This window comes from Paenibacillus sp. 2TAB19 (assembly GCF_052115185.1).
GTDB lineage: Bacteria > Bacillota > Bacilli > Paenibacillales > Paenibacillaceae > Pristimantibacillus.
Genome location: NZ_JBFRGE010000025.1, coordinates 56,450 through 75,948 on the forward strand (window position 1 = coordinate 56,450; position 19,499 = coordinate 75,948).

General features: G+C 50.7%; 23 protein-coding genes, 1 pseudogene and 1 riboswitch. Of the genes and pseudogenes, 2 read left to right on the forward strand and 22 right to left on the reverse strand.

Features of this window, described 5'->3' with window-relative positions:
• Positions 1–28 precede the first annotated feature (28 nt).
• From ribD to AB4Z33_RS13765, 19 genes are all read right to left on the reverse strand, one after another.
• Positions 29–1,141, reverse strand: a complete 1,113-nt coding sequence (gene ribD, locus AB4Z33_RS13675) for a bifunctional diaminohydroxyphosphoribosylaminopyrimidine deaminase/5-amino-6-(5-phosphoribosylamino)uracil reductase RibD (RefSeq protein WP_442050435.1) — start codon at positions 1,139–1,141, stop codon at positions 29–31.
• Between the two features lie 286 nt (positions 1,142–1,427).
• A riboswitch (FMN riboswitch) is annotated at positions 1,428–1,638 on the reverse strand.
• A gap of 167 nt (positions 1,639–1,805) precedes the next feature.
• Entirely contained in the window at positions 1,806–2,237 is a 432-nt protein-coding gene (locus tag AB4Z33_RS13680) for a peptidylprolyl isomerase (protein WP_442050436.1), read from the reverse strand.
• A 55-nt stretch (positions 2,238–2,292) separates the two neighbouring features.
• Complete coding sequence (gene lysA, locus AB4Z33_RS13685) at positions 2,293–3,624, reverse strand: diaminopimelate decarboxylase (protein ID WP_442050437.1); 1,332 nt, start codon at positions 3,622–3,624, stop codon at positions 2,293–2,295.
• Between the two features lie 128 nt (positions 3,625–3,752).
• Positions 3,753–5,408: a spore germination protein gene (locus tag AB4Z33_RS13690; RefSeq protein WP_442050438.1), complete on the reverse strand. Its 1,656-nt coding sequence runs from the start codon at positions 5,406–5,408 to the stop codon at positions 3,753–3,755.
• Between the two features lie 31 nt (positions 5,409–5,439).
• Positions 5,440–5,868 carry a stage V sporulation protein AB gene (locus AB4Z33_RS13695; RefSeq protein WP_337101726.1) on the reverse strand — a complete coding sequence of 143 codons (429 nt, stop codon included), beginning with the start codon at positions 5,866–5,868 and terminating at the stop codon, positions 5,440–5,442.
• Positions 5,861–6,511 carry a stage V sporulation protein AA gene (locus tag AB4Z33_RS13700; protein ID WP_442050439.1) on the reverse strand — a complete coding sequence of 217 codons (651 nt, stop codon included), beginning with the start codon at positions 6,509–6,511 and terminating at the stop codon, positions 5,861–5,863. Before AB4Z33_RS13700 ends, AB4Z33_RS13695 begins: the two co-directional genes overlap by 8 nt.
• A gap of 115 nt (positions 6,512–6,626) precedes the next feature.
• Positions 6,627–7,382 carry an RNA polymerase sporulation sigma factor SigF gene (gene sigF, locus AB4Z33_RS13705; RefSeq protein WP_337101724.1) on the reverse strand — a complete coding sequence of 252 codons (756 nt, stop codon included), beginning with the start codon at positions 7,380–7,382 and terminating at the stop codon, positions 6,627–6,629.
• A gap of 19 nt (positions 7,383–7,401) precedes the next feature.
• Positions 7,402–7,848 (reverse strand): anti-sigma F factor, encoded by a 447-nt coding sequence (gene spoIIAB / locus AB4Z33_RS13710; protein WP_442050440.1) that lies wholly within the window; start codon positions 7,846–7,848, stop codon positions 7,402–7,404.
• Positions 7,845–8,198: an anti-sigma F factor antagonist gene (spoIIAA, locus tag AB4Z33_RS13715; protein ID WP_442050464.1), complete on the reverse strand. Its 354-nt coding sequence runs from the start codon at positions 8,196–8,198 to the stop codon at positions 7,845–7,847. Before spoIIAA ends, spoIIAB begins: the two co-directional genes overlap by 4 nt.
• A gap of 169 nt (positions 8,199–8,367) precedes the next feature.
• The gene (locus AB4Z33_RS13720) at positions 8,368–9,579 is read right to left on the reverse strand and encodes a D-alanyl-D-alanine carboxypeptidase family protein (RefSeq protein WP_442050441.1); all 1,212 of its coding nucleotides are present in this window, start codon (positions 9,577–9,579) and stop codon (positions 8,368–8,370) included.
• Between the two features lie 180 nt (positions 9,580–9,759).
• A complete protein-coding gene (locus tag AB4Z33_RS13725) occupies positions 9,760–11,091 on the reverse strand; it encodes a pyrimidine-nucleoside phosphorylase (RefSeq protein WP_442050442.1) in 1,332 nt (443 codons plus the stop codon).
• A 24-nt stretch (positions 11,092–11,115) separates the two neighbouring features.
• Complete coding sequence (locus AB4Z33_RS13730) at positions 11,116–11,262, reverse strand: aspartyl-phosphate phosphatase Spo0E family protein (RefSeq protein ID WP_442050443.1); 147 nt, start codon at positions 11,260–11,262, stop codon at positions 11,116–11,118.
• 149 nt (positions 11,263–11,411) lie between these two features.
• The gene (locus tag AB4Z33_RS13735) at positions 11,412–12,236 is read right to left on the reverse strand and encodes a purine-nucleoside phosphorylase (protein WP_442050444.1); all 825 of its coding nucleotides are present in this window, start codon (positions 12,234–12,236) and stop codon (positions 11,412–11,414) included.
• A 73-nt stretch (positions 12,237–12,309) separates the two neighbouring features.
• On the reverse strand, positions 12,310–13,485 hold the full coding sequence (gene deoB, locus AB4Z33_RS13740; RefSeq protein ID WP_442050445.1) for a phosphopentomutase: 1,176 nt from the start codon (positions 13,483–13,485) through the stop codon (positions 12,310–12,312).
• Between the two features lie 22 nt (positions 13,486–13,507).
• Positions 13,508–14,398, reverse strand: a complete 891-nt coding sequence (gene xerD / locus AB4Z33_RS13745) for a site-specific tyrosine recombinase XerD (RefSeq protein ID WP_442050446.1) — start codon at positions 14,396–14,398, stop codon at positions 13,508–13,510.
• A gap of 112 nt (positions 14,399–14,510) precedes the next feature.
• Positions 14,511–14,750, reverse strand: a complete 240-nt coding sequence (locus AB4Z33_RS13750; protein WP_442050447.1) for a DUF4227 family protein — start codon at positions 14,748–14,750, stop codon at positions 14,511–14,513.
• Between the two features lie 72 nt (positions 14,751–14,822).
• Complete coding sequence (gene ald / locus AB4Z33_RS13755; protein ID WP_442050448.1) at positions 14,823–15,965, reverse strand: alanine dehydrogenase; 1,143 nt, start codon at positions 15,963–15,965, stop codon at positions 14,823–14,825.
• A gap of 176 nt (positions 15,966–16,141) precedes the next feature.
• Positions 16,142–16,369, reverse strand: coding sequence for a hypothetical protein (locus tag AB4Z33_RS13760; RefSeq protein ID WP_442050449.1), 228 nt, complete (start codon positions 16,367–16,369; stop codon positions 16,142–16,144).
• Between the two features lie 66 nt (positions 16,370–16,435).
• Entirely contained in the window at positions 16,436–16,636 is a 201-nt protein-coding gene (locus tag AB4Z33_RS13765) for a hypothetical protein (protein WP_442050450.1), read from the reverse strand.
• On the opposite strand from AB4Z33_RS13765, the gene AB4Z33_RS13770 reads away from it, so the two are divergent.
• Positions 16,620–17,402 carry a S8 family peptidase gene (locus AB4Z33_RS13770; RefSeq protein ID WP_442050451.1) on the forward strand — a complete coding sequence of 261 codons (783 nt, stop codon included), beginning with the start codon at positions 16,620–16,622 and terminating at the stop codon, positions 17,400–17,402. The two genes, AB4Z33_RS13765 and AB4Z33_RS13770, sit on opposite strands and share 17 nt — an antisense overlap.
• Before the next feature lie 60 nt (positions 17,403–17,462).
• On the opposite strand, the gene fur is transcribed toward AB4Z33_RS13770, so the two are convergent.
• The 3 genes from fur to AB4Z33_RS13785 all read right to left on the reverse strand — a co-directional run bounded on the left by fur (position 17,463) and on the right by AB4Z33_RS13785 (position 19,298).
• Positions 17,463–17,924 (reverse strand): ferric iron uptake transcriptional regulator, encoded by a 462-nt coding sequence (gene fur, locus AB4Z33_RS13775; RefSeq protein WP_442050452.1) that lies wholly within the window; start codon positions 17,922–17,924, stop codon positions 17,463–17,465.
• Between the two features lie 106 nt (positions 17,925–18,030).
• Positions 18,031–18,636: a stage II sporulation protein M gene (gene spoIIM, locus AB4Z33_RS13780; protein WP_442050453.1), complete on the reverse strand. Its 606-nt coding sequence runs from the start codon at positions 18,634–18,636 to the stop codon at positions 18,031–18,033.
• Between the two features lie 98 nt (positions 18,637–18,734).
• The gene (locus AB4Z33_RS13785) at positions 18,735–19,298 is read right to left on the reverse strand and encodes an NUDIX hydrolase (RefSeq protein ID WP_442050454.1); all 564 of its coding nucleotides are present in this window, start codon (positions 19,296–19,298) and stop codon (positions 18,735–18,737) included.
• A 100-nt stretch (positions 19,299–19,398) separates the two neighbouring features.
• On the opposite strand from AB4Z33_RS13785, the pseudogene mciZ reads away from it, so the two are divergent.
• Positions 19,399–19,479: pseudogene (mciZ, locus tag AB4Z33_RS13790) on the forward strand (Z-ring formation inhibitor MciZ); the annotation flags it as partial.
• Positions 19,480–19,499 lie beyond the last annotated feature (20 nt).

Below are 19,499 nucleotides of genomic sequence, written 5' to 3' on the forward strand. Positions count from 1 at the left end.
CCTCTATTCCACCTGAGCTGAGCGTTCGTTAACCCAATGAACTTGGATATACAGGATAGCCGGATACACAGATGTCCTCTCCCGCCATCTCTACGGATACGCGTTCCAGTTCAATCGCATCCGACATTTTCTCGAAGCCGTCGAACGTGAACGTTCCAGGCGAAGCATCTCCGCCAATAATCTTAGCCGCATAATACAAAATAATTTTATCGATGAGACCCGCTTCCAGCATTGCGCCGTTCAGTGCACCGCCGCCCTCCAGCAGGATCGAACCAATCTCCAGCTCGCCGAGCTTCTTCAACGCCTCGCGAAGGTCGACTTTACTGCCTTCGCCGCAAGCAACGACCTCGACGCCTGCAGCCGCTAGCGCTTGTCGCTTGTCAGCATCCGCTTGCTCCGTAGTCAGGACGATCGTTCGCACCGATCGATCCGTAACAACTTTCGCTTCAAGCGGAAGACGCAAGGAAGAATCGACGATAATGCGGGTTGGGTGAATCGCAGGTACGGAAGCACGTGTCGTCAATGAAGGATCGTCGGCCAATACCGTTCCGATACCGACCATGATCGCTTCATGCTGATGGCGGAGCGTATGTACCTGCTCGCGTGCAACAGCTCCCGTTACCCAACGGCTATCGCCCGTCTTCGAGGCGATCTTGCCATCCAGCGTGCTCGCCGTCTTAAGAGTGACGAACGGCAGCTTCGATGTAATGTATTTATTAAACTTCTCATTCATAAGCTTTGATTCAGCCTCAAGCAAACCCACCGTTACTTCAATTCCCGCTTCGCGAAGCCGAGAGATGCCTCTGCCTGCAACCTGCGGGTTCGGATCTCCGCTTGCAACAACGACTCTTGCCGCCTTCGCATCGATAATACGTTCGCAGCATGGCGGCGTCTTGCCGAAGTGGCTGCATGGCTCCAGCGTTACGTAAACCGTAGCGCCTTCCGCTTCTTCGCCAGCCATTTGGAGAGCGTGTACTTCCGCATGGCCCGTACCCCGCTTCAGATGCGTGCCGATACCGATAATACGTCCTTCCTTGACGACGACACAGCCGACAACCGGATTAATACCCGTCTGACCTGATGCTTTGGCCGCCAATGTAAGCGCGAGCTGCATATAATATTCATCATTCAATACGTCCATGAACGCAAAAACACCCCCATCGGCATACTTAACGCCCCGGGGGTGATGATAGATGAATGAAGATAGCCATTGCGACAAATACCGTCTCACGAGCCAGAAGATACAAACATGCGAATTACAATCACCGTCGATTAACGATGGAATGTAATAAGCTTGCAGAAATCCCGTTCGAAATAAACCGCTTTTTCAGCGGTTCACGGTCATTACTAACGCTAATAAAACAAACCTACTTAGCTTGTGAAAGATAGCACAAACTAATAAGCATGAATGACGTAGCTGTCGCAAGCATCTCCTTCTCCCATCCAGACTATACTGTCGGTCCCGGATTCACACCAGGTCCACCGCTTCGTATCGAATGCTAATGCGTTATCGCGTTAACCATTCGATCCGAACCGGGTCACGGACTAACGAGCTGCGACAGGCCTGCGGTTGTCCGCTCCTGCCTTCGCCGCTCGATCACCGCCGGTTGGGAATTTCACCCTGCCCCGAAGGAAAGCTGCATAAAATAATTTATGATTAGTGAATAGTGAAGTCCTTTATACACTGAAGAAATATTACCACTAGCTTAATAAAAAAGCAAGATATCCGTCTAATTTGCTTGGAAATAAAACCGCCGTACCTCTCATTCAATGAGAAATACGGCGGAACTTCTAACAAGCGATTATTAAGAAGCCGTTACTTCGACCTTCTCCATTTTGTCTCCGCCTTTAAGCGCGTCAACAAACTCCATGCCTTTCGTTACTTTGCCGAATACCGTGTGACCGCCGTCAAGATGCGGCTGCGGCTGGTAGCAGATATAGAACTGGCTGCCGCCTGTGTTACGGCCGGCATGGGCCATAGCGAGCGTACCGCGCTCATGCTTGTTCGGGTTGATTTCACAGTTGATAGTGTAGCCTGGGCCGCCTGCGCCAGTACCGTTAGGGCATCCGCCTTGTGCGACGAAGCCAGGTATTACGCGGTGGAATGTAAGACCGTTATAGAACCCGTCGTTTGCAAGCTTCTCGAAGTTTGCTACTGTATTGGGAGCATCTTGGTCGAACAAATCCAAGTGGACTTCTCCGCCGCTTGCTAGTGTGATTTTTGCTTGTTTAGCCATTGCTGCATCTACCTCTCTTTTTCAACAGAATACTATAACGTTACCAATTTCAAGCTTATTTCGCAAGCGCTGATTTTTGCAGTCTTGCCGGAATCACGTCATTGCATACAATATTTTCGAGAGATTCGCGCTTAACGGCAAGGTCAGCCTCGCCGTCTTTCACGAATACGACTGCCGGACGACGGATACGGTTGTAGTTGCTTGCCATTGCATAGTTATATGCGCCTGTGCAGAATACAGCAAGCAGATCGCCGCTCTCTGCCTTTGGAAGCTCTAGATCCCAAATCAGCATGTCGCCGCTCTCGCAGCATTTGCCTGCAATCGAAACCGTCTCTTCTTTCGCATCGTTAGCGCGGTTCGCCAAGATCGCTTCGTATTGCGATTGGTACAGCGCCGGGCGAGGGTTGTCCGTCATACCGCCGTCTACAGCGATATATTTGCGAACGCCAGGAATATGCTTGCTCGTGCCTACCGTATAAAGCGTAGTGCCTGCATCGCCAACCATACTGCGACCCGGCTCAACCCAGATCTCAGGCAGCGGGAATTCCGCTTCGGTGAACTTAGCTTTGATAGCGCCTGTAATCGCGCCTACGTATTCGCTGATCGGAAGCGGTGTATCGCCTTCCACGTAGCGGATGCCGAAGCCGCCGCCAAGGTTGATAACTTTGAACGTAAGGCCAAGCTCGGAACGAATCGCTACAGCAAAGTCTGCTACTTTGTCTACCGCCATGCGGAAGCCTTCAACTTCGAAGATCTGCGAACCGATGTGGGAATGAACGCCCAGCACCTCAAGGTTCGGCAATGCGATCGCTTGCTCAATCGCTTGCTTCGCAGCGCCGTTGCCAAGGTCGAAACCGAACTTCGAATCTTGTTGACCTGTCGAGATGTAGTCATGCGTATGTGCTTCAACGCCCGGCGTAATGCGAAGCAAAATGTTTACGGTTTTGCCTTTGTCCGCAGCCAGTGCGTTCAGAGTGTGCAATTCGATAAAGTTGTCGACAACGAAGCAACCGATGCCAGCGTCAAGCGCCATGTTGATCTCTTCATGCGTCTTGTTGTTGCCGTGGAAGTGAATGCGCTCCACCGGGAAGCCTGCTTGCAGAGCCGTATACAGCTCGCCGTCAGATACAACGTCAAGCGACAATCCTTCTTGTTCAGCGATAGCGCACATCGCCATTACACTGAACGCTTTGCTCGCATAAGCGACTTGAAACTTCAAGCCGGAAGCTTTGAACGCTTCAACATATTCCTTAGCGCGTTGACGAACGAGTGCTTCGTCCACGATATAAAGCGGTGTGCCGAATTTATTAGCAAGATCGGTTACGTCGCAACCGCCAATTTCTAGATGACCATTCGTGTTAATATTGCTAGTTCCATGCAAGTACATAGTTTCCCCTCGACTTTCTCTATCTGCACGCAGATAGACGGTTAATTTGCATCTATAGCAACAGTATATCGCAAACTAACCGCCGCCGAAATGGATAATTTCACATTTCATTTGCATTCTTTGTGAACCTACTTCGTCTTTGGCATTCTGTCTATTTGTTGCGGGTGCAATAGATTCGGGCGCGTCCGGTTATAGAGTACAGGCTGGCGAACGATGATGCTCCATAGCGCCTTCAGATCAAATGGTATAAACGGCCACATGTATGGGCGATTGAACGAACGCTCCAGCGTCAGCATAACAATAATCGCCGTAGTCGCAATGACGAAGCCCGGTACGCTGAATGCGGCAACCGCTATGATCAACACCAGCCTTACAATCCGATTGGCAAGTCCAAGCTCATAGCTCGGCGTCGCGAACATGCCGATGGCAGCAACCGCCATATAGAGGATAACCTCGTTGACGAATAAGCCGGTCTGTACCGCAATGTCGCCGATGAGAATAGCCGCGACTAATGACATAGCTGTTGCAAGCGAGGTCGGCGTATGGACAGATGCCATTCGCATGAGATCGACGCCGATCTCTGCCAACAAGAACTGGACGATGAGCGGAAGCTGGCCTGTTTTGTTCGGACCGATAAATTCTAGCGCAGCTGGCTTCATTTCAGGGTGCATAACGAACAGCAGCCACATCGGCAACAGGAACAACGAGGCGATGATTCCGATGAAACGAACCCACCGCAAGTAGGTACCGATAAACGGTGTCTGACGATTTTCCTCCGCATGCTGCATAAGGTCGAAGTAAGTCGTAGGCAGCGTCATCACGCTTGGCGATGTGTCGACGAAGACGGCGACAGCACCTTCCAATAAGTGAACCGATACCGTATCAGGCCGCTCCGAGTAACGAACGAGCGGGAACGGATTCCAGCCGCGCTTCACGGTTGCCTCCTCCAACTGCTTGTCCGCCAGCGGCAGACCGTCCAGCTTCACCATCGAAAACTTATCTTTGATCGACTTCACGAGCTTCGGATCGGCCAAATCGGCAATATAGGCAATACACACATCCGTTTTCGTCCGCTCGCCAAGCTGTAAAATCTCATATCGCAATTGAGGGTCTCGCAATCTTCTGCGAACGAGCGATACATTCGTCATGAGTGTTTCGACAAAACCGTCTCTCGATCCACGAACTACCTTCTCCAGCGACGGCTCCTCCGGGCCGCGTGACGGGAAGCTCTTCGCATCGATAATTAACGCCGCAGGCTCATCATCGATGAACAGCGCAGTTGCGCCCGACATCACACAGGTTAACATCTCGTTCCAATCCTTCTGCTTGACGACCTGCGCGGCAGGCACATACAAATTCAGAAAGGCGTAGAGTGCATCGCCGGACAAGTCATCGGGATGCAAATAGGTCAGTCTCTTCAGCACTTCAGTCAACAGCGTGTCCTTAACGAGTCCATTCATGAACAGAATCGCCGTTTTGCGTTCACCGAACGTCATCTCGCGCACGACGACGTCGAAGCTTGTTTTGTAACCAATCTCATTCTCAAGACGCGACAGAATATCATTCAGCTTATGCGGTATGGGATTTTCCTTCTTCTTATCATCCGAACCCGCTGAAACCTCATGGATTCGATTGCCCATTTGCGAATTAACGGATTGCTCTTCAGATTCGCCTGCCTGATGTGACTCCTCTTGCTTCTGCTCATCGGGCATTGACGCAATATGCTGCTCCACGCCTACTCCCTCTTGCTCGCTTCCTGGATGTTCGGAACGCGTATCCGACATGCTTCCTCACCTCTTCAAGATTATGTTAGAATTACCACTGAAATATAAGCCAATCGAACAATGAGCCTAAGGTCTTGCCAAGCACCATAGCCATGACGAGAGCGACCATATAGTCCGATAAGTTCATTCTTTTGGCTAGAATGGGCAGAACATTCATCACCTCTGTCAATGCCGCGGCGAGCATGCCGACGAACAGCCCGTCGAATAAGCCGGCGCCGCTTTGCAAGAGCAGCGGATGCCAGCCAAGCTCCCAATCCATGAAGTCTGCGAACGTCCAGTACATCGAACCGCTAATAACCGCAGTCTCGAACAGAATAGACAGTCGATATGCGTTCGCAAGCTGCGCAAGACGAGGAATGAGATCAATGACGATCAACAAAGCGACGAGTCCGCTGCCGACCGCCAGCCCGCCAGCCAGCCCCAGCAGCGCGATAAACACATTCGCCAGGACATCAGCCATCGCTTCCGCCCCGCGTCTGATCATAATCTGACTTCTTGCGCATCTCATCGGCAATGACGTAGGCGTTCACATTTTCCTGATACATATAGAGCTCGACTTCCAGCGGATTCGGTTCCTCATTGAACCTCTTGCGGAATAAATGGTTGAAGAAGAGAACCATCCCCAGCCCAATACCGAGCGAGTACGGAATTTGGAACCAAAGCGGATGCTCGATTTGCTTGCCGCTGATCAGCTCGACAATGCGAGTATGTACCTCCTTCATGCTGACATCCGTGTGGAAATTCATAATGGCAAGTCCTGCACCGAAGAAGAGCAGCAGCCAAGAGAGGATGAGCACGAAGATTCGCGGCTTCACCGGTTTCTCGGCGATCATCACGAGCACCTGAGGATCGCCATAGGCTTCCACCGACAACCCGGGGGCTGCTTCTCGGATTGCCTTGACGATCTGGAGAAGGTCGATGACGACCCGATTGCCGTCCGCCTTCTTATGCTCATACAGGATGAGCTGCTTAAGCGACTGTTCCGTCTCTGCGTCCGCCGCCAGCAGCCGAGCCGCTTGACCTAGCGTGACATGCTGCTCCGGGCGCATATAAATTCGTTTCTTGAGACGCAGATAGAGGAGCGAAGGCTTATTAGCTTCCATCTGTCATCTTCCCTTCTGTTAATTCCATGGTTTATGTTTCAAATATAGTATGAGAAAAGGCTGTTTCGGATACTCATGCTTAAACAGGTAATAAACGGAAAAAGACCAGTCCGCCCTATTGGGCGATCTGGTCTCGAATGGACTGCAATATTTTTTTCTCCAGGCGCGATACTTGCACTTGCGATATGCCTAGCCGGCTCGCTACCTCGGATTGCGTCTTGTCACGGTAATAGCGCAAGTATACGATGAGCCGCTCACGCTCGCTAAGTCCTTCAATCGCCTCGACGAGCGCCAGCTTATCGAACCATCGCTCCTGCGATTCGTCAGCGATCTGATCCATAAGCGTAATCGGGTCGCCGTCATTCTCGAACACCGTTTCATGTATCGAGGTGGGAGGCTTATTCGCCTCTTGGGCGAACACAACCTCCTCTGGCGTGATGCCGAGCCGTTCCGCCACTTCACTGATCGTTGGCAGACGGCCAAGCGTCTTAGACAGCTCATCCTTCATCTTCCGTACTTTGTTCGCTGTTTCCTTAAGCGATCTGCTCACCTTGAGCGTTCCGTCATCCCGCAGAAACCGCTGAATCTCGCCGATAATCATCGGCACGGCATAAGTAGAGAACTTAACATCATAGGACAAATCGAACTTATCTACCGACTTCAGCAAGCCGATGCAGCCGATCTGGAACAGATCCTCAGGTTCATATCCCCGATTAATAAACCGCTGCACAACCGACCACACAAGCCTTATATTGCAGTTAACCAGCGTATCTCTTGCAACTGTATCGCCCGACTGGCTTAATGCGATGAGCCGTTTAACCTCTGCATCATCCAAGTATGGCTGGGCCGTATGTTTCAAATCAGCTTCCATGAGGTTCAACCCCTATGCCCTAGTTGTAGAGCGCTTTTTTCGATTCGATTCGCTTCAGCATCGCAACGCGGGTTCCGCCGCCTGCCGTACTTGCAACCTCGAAGCGATCCATAAAGTTTTCCATAATAGTGAATCCCATACCTGAGCGCTCAAGCTCCGGCTTGGATGTATACAACGGCTGTCTTGCCAGCTCCAAATCTTCTATTCCACGGCCGTTATCCGTTACGGTAATCGATACGGAGTCGCCTTCGATCGTTGCCTCGATCGTTACCTGACAGGACGGATCGCTCTCATATCCGTGAATAATCGCATTGGTTACCGCTTCAGAGACAGCTGTCTTCAAATCGTTCAGTTCATCGAGTGTCGGGTCGAGCTGTGATACGAATGCTGCAACCGCGATCCGCGCGAAAGCTTCATTCTCCGACTTCGCACTAAAGGAAAGCGTCATTTCATTTGTTCCGGTCATGACACCACCTCCAAACTCGTAATGGCGGTACGTTCATTGTCGTGCATCGTTATTATTTTGAATATGCCCGACAACTCGAACAGCCGCTGCACATTCGGGTTGACGTCGCATACGACCATCTTGCCGCCTCGGCTCTTCACTTGCTTGTACCTGCCTAAGATGACGCCAAGACCAGAGCTGTCCATGAATTGCAGCTCCTTCAAGCTCAGAATAACGTGATCCGTCGTCCCGCGGGCAATCGCTTCCTCCATCTTAAATCTCACGACGTCAGCCGTATGATGGTCAAGCTCGCCTCGAAGACGTACGATCAGCATATTTCGGTAATGCTCCAACTCTGCTTGCAGACTCATTAAGCTGCTCATCTCCTTCATTTCGAGATAGAACAAGCAATTCTCCAAGAAGGCGGCCTTCTCCTGCATGCCGACAAAACTAGAAGCATACCGCTATGAGCTGACAAAAACCGCATAACTATTAAGTGTGAAACTTATACTTTCCTATATTTGAACGCTAGTCCGTTCGCTAACCGAACAACCCGTTGAACGAACGTCTGAACATTTTCCAGAAGCCTGCCTTGCCAACATCCTCCGGCGACTGGATCGGGAACTCCTTAAGCACCTGATCGCCCTGATACACAACAAGCTTGCCAATCGACTGGCCTTTCTGAATCGGGGCTTTAAGCGGTCCGTTCACGATCAGCTCGGAGCGAATATCGTTCGTGGCTGCGCCTTTCTTCAGCAAAACGCTGTAAGGGTGGGTTGCGACAAGCGGCAGCTCCTTCTGAGCGCCTTTCTCGATACGTACATTCCCGATGCTGTCGCCCTCTTTGACGAGATTGTGATTCATATATTGCGCGAAGCCGTAATCGAACATTTGCGATACTTCGGCATTTCTTGTTTTCGTAGTTGGTTCACCCATTACAACTGCAATGATTCGCAAATTATCGCGCTTAGCCGTTGCCGACAGGCAATATTTCGCTTCGCTCGTAAAGCCGGTCTTTAGCCCGTCAGCTCCGCTATAGAAGCGGACAAGCTTATTCGTGTTGACTAGCCAGAAAGGCTTCTCTGACGACTTGCGCAAGTAATCTTGATAGAGTCCTGTATACTTCGTAACCTCGGAATGCTTAAGGAGCTCCATCGACATGATCGCTATATCATGCGCAGACGAATAGTGATTCGCCACCGGAAGACCATTCGGATTAGCGAACATCGTATCCTTGAGTCCGAGCTGCTGCGCTCTCTCATTCATCATGGCGACGAATTGCTGCTCGGTTCCTGCCAGCTTCTCAGCCATCGCTACCGATGCATCGTTGCCTGAGGCAAGAGCGATGCCTTTAATCATCTCTTCAACCGACATTTCTTCGCCAGGCTCGAGGAAAATTTGCGATCCGCCCATAGAAGCCGCATATTCGCTCGTTTGCACTTTGTCGGTTAACTTAATTTTCCCGCTATCAAGCGCCTCCATAATGAGCAGCATCGTCATAATCTTCGTAATACTGGCCGGCGGAAGCTTGTCGTGACTATTTTTCTCGAAAATAACAGTGCCGCTCTCCGCATCCATCATAATCGCCGAGCGTGCTGATGGCGCTAGATCTACCTGCGGAGCTTGCCCAGCGGATTCCGATGCGGCAACCTGCTCAGGCGCAGGAGCCGGCTCCTCGGCAAATACAGCCCCCGGCAACGCGAGCGAAATGACAAGAACGAATATGAGCAATTTACTAGCTTTGTTTTTCAACGCTTATTCCTCCTAAATAGTTGACAGCGATTGCGGCCATTTTCGGCTATATTTTCCTCTACATTGTTGACCTAATCTTTGCAAATTATTCCAATCTATCCGTCGTTTGCCCCATAAAAAATAGAGCTGCACCTGAAAGTCTTCTCGACCTTCCGATACAGCTCCAGCTTAATTGATTAATTATACATAACGCTCGACTCCTGTAGACGTTACGACCGATAACAATAATTTACGTTGTTCAGGCTGCTTATCCGTAATCGAATAAGCATCTCGGACTCTAGCCGCAACTTCGTTCGCAGCATCATTATTCTCGCGAACATGAAGAACCGCAAGCGTATCTCCAGCTTGCACAGGATCGCCGACCTTCAGACGAAGCGTCAATCCAACCGCATAATCGATCTCCGCTTCCTTCGTCGCTCTGCCGGCGCCAAGCAGCATTGCCGCAAGACCCAGCTGTTCGGCTTCAATCGCGCTGATATAACCGGCAGCTCCGGCTTTCACTTCGACACGATGCGGAGCACTAGGCAGGCGCGAGAGATCGTCAGCTATGGTTTCGTCCCCGCCCTGCGCAGCTACGAACTGCTTAAACTTGGCTAACGCAGCTCCATTATGCAACTGAGCGCGAAGCATCTCCTTGGCCGATTCGACATCGCCCGCCTTACCGCCAAGAACGACCATATGAGCGCCTAATGTCAGACATAGCTCAGTCAAGTCGGCTGGTCCACGGCCTTTCAACGTTTCGATCGACTCCGCTACTTCTAGCGCATTGCCAATCGCGTATCCGAGAGGCTGGTCCATATCGCTTATAATAGCTGCCGTATGACGGCCAACCTCCGTCCCGATCTCCACCATCGCTTGCGCGAGCTGCTCCGAATGCTCTAAAGTTTTCATGAATGCCCCGCTGCCTGTCTTCACGTCCAGCACGATCGCATCGGCGCCCGCCGCAATCTTCTTGCTCATAACCGAGCTGGCAATGAGCGGAATGGATTCGACAGTGCCTGTAACGTCTCTCAGCGCATACAGCTTCTTATCGGCAGGAGCCAAGTTGCCGCTCTGCCCAATGACCGACAGTCCGATATCATTGACTTGTGTCATGAACCTCTCGCGCGAAAGCTCCGTACGGAATCCATCGATTGACTCCAGCTTATCGATCGTACCGCCAGTATGCCCAAGACCTTTGCCGGACATCTTCGCGACCGGAATGCCAACTGAAGCGACAAGCGGCGCAATTATTAAGGTCGTCTTATCGCCGACGCCTCCTGTACTATGCTTGTCAACCTTCACGCCGCTAATAGGGCCGAGATCAACCTGATCGCCCGAATTCGCCATCGCCAGCGTAAGAGAAGCCGTCTCGCGCGGCGTCATTCCTCTAAAGAAAACAGCCATCGCCCAAGCGGACATTTGATAATCTGGAACATCCCCTCGGCAATAGCCGTCAATCAAATAAGTTAGTTCAGAAGCGGTAAGCTCTCCGCCGTCCCGCTTCTTATGGATAATATCTACTGCGCGCATAATTGCCTCCTCGTTCTCTGCGCATTAATTCGCTCTCGAAAGCGCGGCTTGCTCCCTCTGCACACGAATGATCATTTCGTCCAACCGCTGACTGAGCGTTATGACTTCACGGTGCAGGAAGGATTGCCTTAATAGCGCAGTTTCCACCATTTTGCTCCGCAATTGCTCCATTTGTAAGAGTAATTGCCTATTCTTATCCATCTCGTTCTCACTCCATCATTCAATGTTCATGGACATTATACGACGATTAAGCGAGCGAACACTGTCATATTAAGTCGATGTAAATGTGACAGTTGTGTTACATTTTTATTTCGTATTTATTACATTTTCCCGATAAGCGCTGTTACAAGTCCCAAAAACTGGTTCTTCACACGTTCCGTCGTTTCCATAACTTCCTCGTGCGACAACGGCTGGTCCAATATTCCGGCAGCCATGTTACTGATACAGGAAATACCGACTGTTTCGATGCCAGAATGGCGGGCAGCTATCACCTCGGCAACTGTCGACATTCCGACAGCATCTGCACCAATGATGCGCAGCATACGAATTTCGGCAGGCGTTTCGTACGTAGGACCAAGCAAGCCGGCATATACGCCTTCACGCAACGTCATCCCTTGCTCTGCCGCAATGTCTCTCGCGATTGCGCGCAGCCGTTTGCTGTACGCTTCAGACATATCTGGAAAACGAACGCCTAGCTCATTGTCGTTTGGACCGATGAGCGGGTTTTTGCCCGTTAAATTAATATGATCGGAGATCAGCATGAGATTGCCTGGATCGTAAGCCAAGTTCACGCCGCCGGCAGCATTCGTTACGAGCAATGATTTGACACCAAGCGCCTTCATGACTCGAACCGGGAATGCCGTTAACTCCGGACCGTAACCCTCATACATATGGAAGCGGCCGCGCATAAGGAGAACCGTTCTGCCTGACAGCGTTCCAATCAACAGCTCGCCTGCATGTCCTTCAACCGTCGAGATCGGAAAATGGGGAATATCGTGATAATCAATCGTCACCGGGTTTTCCAAATGATCGCCAAGCACACCTAATCCTGATCCCATGATAAGACCGATTTCCGGCTTAAGTGTCGTTCTGCTTTCAATAAATTCCGCTGCTTCTTTAATGTGCGCCGACGTCAATGCGTTCATCGTCTGTTCTCCCCATTCTATTGGTTTGTATATGCTTTTATTTCGTATAGATAGAATTAGCCGCTTATTTTCTTTACAGCAGATGCAAGAAACTCTCTCCGTTAGGCGGTGCTTCAACACCGAAATTATCGGCGATCGTCGCGCCAAGATCGGAGAAGGTTGTTCTAGTCTCTAACCTTGCCGTCTTAGCGAATGACGGACTATACAGCATAATCGGTACGTATTCGCGCGTGTGATCGGTTCCCGCATGAACAGGATCATTGCCATGATCGGCAGTTACAATTAGTAAATCGCGCTCGCCTAGCTGCTTTACGAGCTCAGGAACGGCAAGATCGAATTCCTCAAGCGCCTTCCCATAACCAAGCGGATCACGACGGTGTCCGTATAACGAATCGAAATCAACCAAATTCGTGAATAACAAGCCTTTGAACGGCTTGCCGAGCTGTTCAATCGTCTTCGCAATGCCGTCTGCATTGCTTTTTGTTGGCGATGTGGCCGTAATGCCTTCCCCGTCGAAAATATCGTTGATTTTGCCGATTGCAATCGTGTCGTAACCGCCAGCCTTAAGCGTGTCCAATACCGTTGCGTGAGGAGGCTTGACCGCATAGTCATGCCGGTTCGGCGTGCGCGCGAACGCTCCCGGCTTCCCGATGTACGGCCTTGCAATCACTCGGCCAACGGAATGTCGCTCGTCCATCGTCAGCTCTCTTGCGATCTCGCATGCCCGGTACAGCTCCTCCAGCGGAATCACTTCTTCATGAGCGGCAATCTGAAACACGCTGTCTGCCGATGTATAGACGATCCAAGAGCCGCTTCTCATCTGCTCCTCGCCTAGCTCGTCCAAGATTTCAGTGCCGCTTGCCGGCTTGTTGCCGATAACCTTGCGGCCGGTGCGCTGCTCGAAGCTCTCGATCAGCTCGGGCGGGAATCCTTCAGGAAACGTCTGAAACGGGACCTCAATCTTAAGCCCCATTAACTCCCAATGCCCTGTCATCGTATCTTTGCCTACGGAAACTTCCGCCATTTTGCCGTAATAGGCAGCAGGAGGTTCTTTCGACTCCGACCACGCACCGATCGGCGCAATTCGATCGAGGCCCCATCTGCGCATATTGGGCAACTGTAATTCCGGCGATTGCTCCACGATATGCCCTAGGGTATGTGCGCCGGAATCTCCGAAGGCTGGCGCATCCGGGAGCTCGCCGATTCCGACGCTATCTAATACAATCACTGCAATACGATCAAATCTCATCGATGTTGTCCTCCTATGTAGTCTACGCTCTTGGGTGCGCGCTCTTATAGACGTCCTTGATTCGCGTTGTTGGCTGCTTCACATATTTAAGCGTTGTCGCCAGATCGGCATGGCCCAGCAGCTCTTGCACGGAACGTATGTCCGCGCCATGCTCGAGCAGATGCGCAGCGACGGAATGGCGAAGCGTATGAGGCGTAATATCGTCTGATATGCCCGCTTCCTTCGCATATTTCTTGATCGTTTTCCAGAAGCCCTGCCTCGTCATTCTCGTGCCCAAATGGTTCAGAAATAATGCAGACTCATTCTCGTTATGTCTCATAAGCGACTTCCTGCCGTCCCCCAAGTAAGCGATCAACGCTTCTGCTGCCATGCGCCCAAAAGGGACAATACGTTCCTTCCCTCCAGCATCTATACATCGAACGGCTGAAAGCTGCATATGCAAGTGCTCGGCATCAAGGGCAACGAGTTCAGAAACGCGAATGCCAGTCGCATAAAGAAGCTCCAGCATCGCTTTGTCCCGCTTCCCGGCAGGCTTATCCGACTGAGGCGAATCGAGCAACACGGCTGTCATCGATTCGGACAATAATTTCGGAGCCTTCTTTTCTTGCTTTGGCGCCTCCAGATAGATCGAAGGATTATGAATAATGACGCCTTCCTTGGTCAAATAATGAAAAAAAGCTTTCAACGATACGATATGTCTCGTAATCGTTGCCGCCTTCCTTCCCTGCTCCTTAAGATGGAGCATATAACGTGCAAAGTGATGCCTCTGCAACTGAGACGGCTCGCCAATACCCTGTTCCTCGGCATAAGCGGCGAACGCAAGCAAATCTCTCTCATAGGACGAGAGAGTATTAGAGGACAATCTACGTTCGACTTCCAGGTGCTCCAAGTACGTGTTCAGATAAGCCTTCATTCCAATTCCTTTCCATGCTGCTTCTCACCTACAATTATTCCACATTCGCAACGGCAAATCCTGCTTCCGCTATATTTCTGTGCAGCGTGCACAATGCCATGCACGGTTCGCCTTATTCGCCATACCAATAAAACCAACGTAATCTGTCCGCCAAATGACCGCCCTCGGGCGACTCCGGATCGGTCAAAAATACCTTCAGCGCCTCTCCCTTCGGTTCCCTATAGGGATGAACAGGAGATATCGCATCGACCAAAAATCGATAGCCTCCCGTGACTACTAATAATGCCGCAGTAAAAACGACAATAAAGAACAGCTTGCTTGCCCACTTCCTTATCGATAAAACCATCATCATCAGCCTCCGCTTCAAGTGCTTCACGGTTGTCCGCTCGCTACACCTTATGAGGAGGCTGATGTGATTATTCGTTTACGACTCCAGGTTTTCATAAGCAACGCTGTTCAGCCATTTGTCCAGTGCGGTATAAGGCATGCCGGTCGCTGCCGCAACCGGCTCATACGTTACATTGCCCGCATGCGTATTGACGCCCTTCTGCAGCGGTACGCTTCGGCGAATCGCGTCCAGTCCTTTATTGGCCAAATCAAGCGCATAAGAGATCGTGGCGTTCGTCAGCGCGAAGGTCGAAGTGCGCGGCACGGCTCCCGGTATATTCGCAACTGCATAATGAACGACGCCATGCTTCATATAAATCGGATCTTTATGCGTTGTCGGACGATCGACGGTCTCAATGGATCCGCCTTGATCTACGGCTACATCGACGATAACTGAACCCTTCCGCATCATTTGGACCATCTGATCCGTTACTAATTGCGGGGCTTTCGCCCCGGGAATAAGAACAGCACCGATAAGCAGATCGGCATGGTTCACTGCTTCCGCGATATTAAGCGGGCTTGACATCAACGTTCGGAGCCGACCGCCGAATACATCGTCCAAGTAACGCATGCGATCTGCACTCTTCTCCAATATAACGACATTCGCTCCCATCCCCAGCGCAATCTTCGCAGCATTAGTGCCCACAATTCCGCCCCCGATAATAACGACCTCCGCAGGGGGCACTCCCGGAACCCCACCAAGAAGTACGCCGCGTCCGCCATTGAACGCTTCCAGAAACTGCGCTCCTACCTGCACGGACATACGACCCGCAACCTCACTCATCGGCGTTAGAAGCGGCAGACTGCCGTTTTGAAGTTGGATCGTCTCATAAGCAATTGCCGTTACTCCGCGCTCGACTAGCGCTTTAGTCAAATCCGCCGCAGCGGCCAAGTGCAAATAAGTAAATAAGAGCAGCCCTTCACGGAAATAGCCGAACTCCTCTGCAAGCGGCTCCTTTACCTTCATAATCATATCAGCTTTACCCCAAACCTCAGCAGCAGTTGAAGCTATATTCGCACCCTCACGCATATAGTCGCTATCCTCGAAACCGCTGCCGCTGCCAGCACCTTCCTCAATCAGCACCTCGTGGCCAGCCGCCTTCAACATCGTAACGCCAGCCGGTGTCAACGCAACCCGATATTCACTCTGCTTAATCTCCTTCGGCACGCCGATTAACATGATTACCCCTCCCGAGACCATCTAAAACGCTCTTATTATGATGTATGAACGAACAAGCCAACTTGATCGTCCATACGCGATACGTTTTCCAGCAAAGCCTAAAAATATGTGCCCTATCGACAGTCACCCATACGTAAACCGCTCGTTCCCCATACACTGAACTAGCTTAAAGCTGACTAGGGAGGCTCAATTTCATTGCCAAAGCTGGAATCCATGATCAGACGCTGTGCCGCCATCAAGCCTTCGAAACGAACGGCGCGACAAATTATTACTTTACGGTCAAGAAAATCATATAATCGCTGCCTGAAAATGATGAAAGAGAGCGGCATTACTCCATTTAAGGCTGTATCAAGAAGCTTATTGATTGGCTTCCATGTCCTGAAAGGAGCTTCGCCGTCTTCCATATCCAGCCATCCGGAAGTTAGGAAAGTCGAGAAGGATCTTAAAATCAAAATACATGCTGCTGTTCCTTACAAGGCGCCTTTCAAAGTTCCGTACAAAGCTCCATCCAAGCCTAACAAGTACAGGTCTTTCAAACGTTCGCTTCCACTAATGATGACAACAACAAAGCCGACAGCAAAAGCTTCCTTAATAACCTGGAACATAAGTCGCGTAAAAGCGCCCCAAGCATGGGCTACCTCAAAAGGCAGCCCGATGAAGGTCGCTGTCATTGATACCGGCATTGCGAATCATCCGGATCTCCGGATTGCCGGCGGGGTTAATACGATTAACGGCGGCTCGTATAGTGACGATAACGGTCATGGGACCCATGTTGCCGGCATTATAGCCGCGTTAGGAACTAATGACAATATCATTGGCGTTGCTCCGGAGGTTGAATTATATGCGGTCAAAGCGCTGGACGCGAACGGAGAAGGATACGTCTCGGACATTGTCGAGGGTATTGATTGGTGTATCAGCAGGCAAATGAATGTGATTAACATGAGTCTCGGTATTACGGGTTCGGAGAGCAGCGGCGTTCTGCATGACGCGGTACGGAGAGCAGCGAGGCAAGGCATCGTAATCGTAGCGTCTGCGGGAAATTCGGGAGAATCAAGCAAACAAATTGATGAACCTGCTGCTTATGAGGAAGTAATCGCGGTTGCCGCTTCAACGAAAGCCAATCAGATAGCAAGCTTCAGCAGCAGAGGACCAAGCATTGCCATTACTGCGCCGGGGCAGCAAATATTATCGACATGGCCGGGCAACTCCTACAAGAAGTTGTCGGGCACAAGCATGTCTTCCCCCCATGTCGCGGGAGGCGCTGCCTTATTGCTTAGCCGCAGAACTTCTCTAAGTCCGGCAGCCGCATCTACTCAATTGCGCAGGAAAGCGATCAAACTGGACAATTACAGTGTCCTTGCACAAGGCTCTGGTTTAATGCAATTGGATCAAATCTTCGATACCAATTCTTCCGTCAATGTCATAAAGAAAAGATAGGTGCTCCATAGAAATGCCAAAACGGCTTTGCCGTCCAGTTATGCTGGGCAGCCAAGCCGTTTATGATTGAGTTGGGTTGTCGTTTTTTGCTTTGCAGCGGTGGCACACGCCTTGAAAGTCAAGACGATGATCAATGACAAAAAAACCGTATTCCGCTTCCAGCTTCTCTTCGAGAGGCAAAAGCCAGTCTTCTTTAATTTCATCCATTGATCCGCACTGCACACAAATGAGGTGATGGTGATGATGCTTGCTGCTATCGGTCCGAAGATCGTATCTAGCAACGCCGTCGCCAAAGTTCAACTTCTCGACGACATGCATCTCACTTAGAAGCTCGAGCGTCCGATAAACGGTTGCTAATCCGATTTCCGGTGCTTTATCCTTTACGAGCATAAACACATCTTCCGCGCTTAAATGATCATCTTCATTCTCAAGCAATACGCGGACGGTTGCTTCCCGTTGCGGGGTTAATTTGTAGCCCTGGGACTGCAACTGTTGTTTGATTTTCTCAATCCGGGCTTCCATGATTTCCCCCCTACCACATGTCTGCGCCTATATCAGGAAACTTTCCTTTCATTATAGGGGCTAACATGCAATAAAGTCAAACATTTTGCTGTCGTATGATGGCAGCTTAAGACGATAGCAAAGGAGAAGCCCATCCGATAATTGTCGGCGAAACGTATGCTTCGAAGAGCGACGCTCCCGCTAAGACGATGACCATAAGCAGCGTTGTAGAAGTGAAGCCGGCAAGTTCAGGAGCCAGCGTCCCTTTTTGCTGGAGCAGCCTGTTTTTCACCACATAAATGGAGAACGTCAGAGCGGCGACACTTGTAACGATCATCGCCGGTATCGCAATAATATTTTGCGGCGCAATCGATACGAGCGAGAACCAAACCCCTTTCCAAGCATACTGGTTAATAAGCGTGCCGATCGAGAAGCCGACTAACGCACCTTTCAAAAAATTGAGCGCAAGCACACCAGGTATCCCGACAACGGTTATGCCTAGCAGCCAGAGCAGAAGCATCCATTTGCCATGGAAAAAGAACCTCTCCCAGAACGAATCCGTTTCGTCGACACCGATTCCCGCTCCCATCAATCTCACGTATTGATCTACATCTTGAGCCAAATCCTGCTGCTGCTCGAATGTCAGCGCATTAACCATAAGCGCCCCGAATATAGCCCCTACAACAAACAGTACCGCCACGAACACATACAGCGACAAATTGTTCTTCACCATCGGTTACATTCACCACCAAACTCAAACTATACCGCACATTAGCAGATAAGCGTGTCCATTTTTAGTTTATGAGTGATCTTCCGATGGTATGACGAGCTCTAGATGCGTCCAGTTAATTGATATAGCTTCCATGCGTATATGGCAAGTATCGTTTTGGCATCGCTTATGCGTCCCTCGGCTATGTAGGCATCAGCTTGCTCCATCGTGATAGCCTCGACATTCAAATCCTCATCCTCGTCCGGGCTTTGAACGCCTTCCTCCACCTGTTCAGCGAAGTAAATATACAACTTCTCATCCGCAAAGCCTGGAGACGTATAGAAGGCGCTCAGCAGCTTAAGCTCCTTTGCTCTATATCCTGTTTCCTCCTCCAGCTCTCTTGCTGCCGCGGTCAATGGATCTTCTCCCGGATCCAGCTTGCCTGCAGGAATTTCGATTTGAAATTTTTCAAGCGGTTTTCTGAACTGATCTACGACAAGCAGCTTGCCGTCCAGCAACGCCATAACAGCGGCAGCACCAGGATGCTTCACAATTTCTCTTGTAGCTGTTCGTCCCTCGGGCAATGCTACCGTATCCACTTGCAGCGAAATCATTTTCCCTTGAAAAATGGATTCCGTACTAATCGTCTCCTCGCGCCAAAGCTCGCTTGATTGTTTCTTATCCATATGTACAGCAGCTCCTTCTACGGGTTATTCACTAGATGGCATAGGTTGTCCATCTGTCGCATACCTATCATTATATCAAATTACGAGAGGTGCGATATCCATGAAACAATATGTCGCTTCGAATCAGCTTCGTTTAGTCGGCAAGGCTTGGGAAATTCGTCACCAGCTGCGCAAGCTCAGCGCTGCCGCAGGGGCGGATGC